The organism is Hymenobacter crusticola (genome assembly GCF_002154225.1).
Taxonomy (GTDB): domain Bacteria; phylum Bacteroidota; class Bacteroidia; order Cytophagales; family Hymenobacteraceae; genus Hymenobacter; species Hymenobacter crusticola.
Genome location: NZ_MTSE01000101.1, coordinates 1 through 1,388, shown reverse-complemented (window position 1 = coordinate 1,388; position 1,388 = coordinate 1). Strand labels below are relative to the sequence as shown.

At 58.1% G+C, this 1,388-nt stretch carries 1 protein-coding gene; it reads left to right on the top strand.

Translation table 11 applies throughout. The annotated features are described in order from the left end of the window. Window positions 1–1,388: LamG-like jellyroll fold domain-containing protein (locus tag BXP70_RS29020; RefSeq protein ID WP_179197906.1), on the top strand; the 1,388-nt coding region annotated here is incomplete at both ends.

The following is a 1,388-nucleotide window of genomic DNA, read 5'->3' as shown; positions in this document are numbered from 1 at the left end:
GGTAGCAGCAACATTAGCTACAGCACCGCTCCGTCGGCCGCCAATGGCACGCTGACGCTTGTGGCAACGCCCCCTACTATCACGTCTTTTGCGCCGGCCGCGGGCGGGCTAGGTCAGCTGGTAACGCTTACGGGCACGAACCTGACGGGGGTTACTTCGCTTTTAGTAAACGGCGTAAATGCCACCGCTAGTATTACCAATAATACGGCTACCAGCCTCACGTTCCGCGTGCCCGTAACGACCCCGCTTACGGGCTCGACAACCGTTACGACACCAAACGGCTTTGCTACGAGTACCGCCTTTACCGTAATGGCAGCCCCGGGTAATGCCCTCGCGTTCGACGGCACCGACGACTACGTGGCCTTTGGCAGTACGCCGGCCGTCACAGGCCTTGGTACGGGGGATTTCACGCTTGAAGCCTGGGTATATTACACTGGCGGTACGGGCGCACAGTCCATTATTCGCAAGACGGGCGACTACAACCTCTATCTGAACGGCAACACGCTGCACGCGGAGGTTTGGCCCAATGGAGTTGGGAACACGGCTTGGCGAAAAGCCGACGGCAATCTGGTGCTGCCGGCGAACCGCTGGGTGCACGTCGCCGCCGTCTGGACGAAAGCCGCGACTACCCTGCAACTGTACGTAAACGGGGTCGCCGACGGAACTGGCGCCACCACAACGGGCACCGTGAGCGGTAGCGAGAACTTAACAGTAGGGAAGTCGACCATCTACACAAACTTACTAACTGGTCGGCTAGACGAGGTGCGGATCTACAACGCCGCCTTGACGCCTGCTAACCTTCAGGCCGATATGCTCAGCACCGTTTCGGCGACGCCCAGTAACTTAAAGCTCTATCTGAACTTTGACCAAGGCACACCCGGGGAGGCTAACACGGGTCTGACCACGGTGTATGACCTAGCCAGCAACTACGCGGGTACGCTCACGAGCTTCGCCTTGGCCAGCGGTAATTCTTCCTCCAACTGGGTAGAAAGCTACGCGCTGGTGGTGCCCACGGCTACGGCTGCTACTGGTGTAACCAGCACGGATTTCACGGCCAACTGGACAACACCAGCGGTAGGAACCATTACCAATTATTTATTGGACGTGTCTACCTCCGCTGCGTTTACCTCGCCCATCAGCGGTTCCCCATTCACGATTACGGCGGGCACTACTACGCGGAGCATCACGGGATTAACACCTGGAAGCACCTATTATTACCGGGTGCGGGCCGATAAAACTTCTGTTACGGGGCAAGGGGCTTATTCAGTCAGCATTCCCGTAACTACCTGCGCATTACCTGTCGCCGTTGCTCAGAATGCGAATCTTTTCCTTTCGGCAGCTGGCGCGGCAACGCTTACTGCAACCGCCGTCAATAATGGCAGCACGGC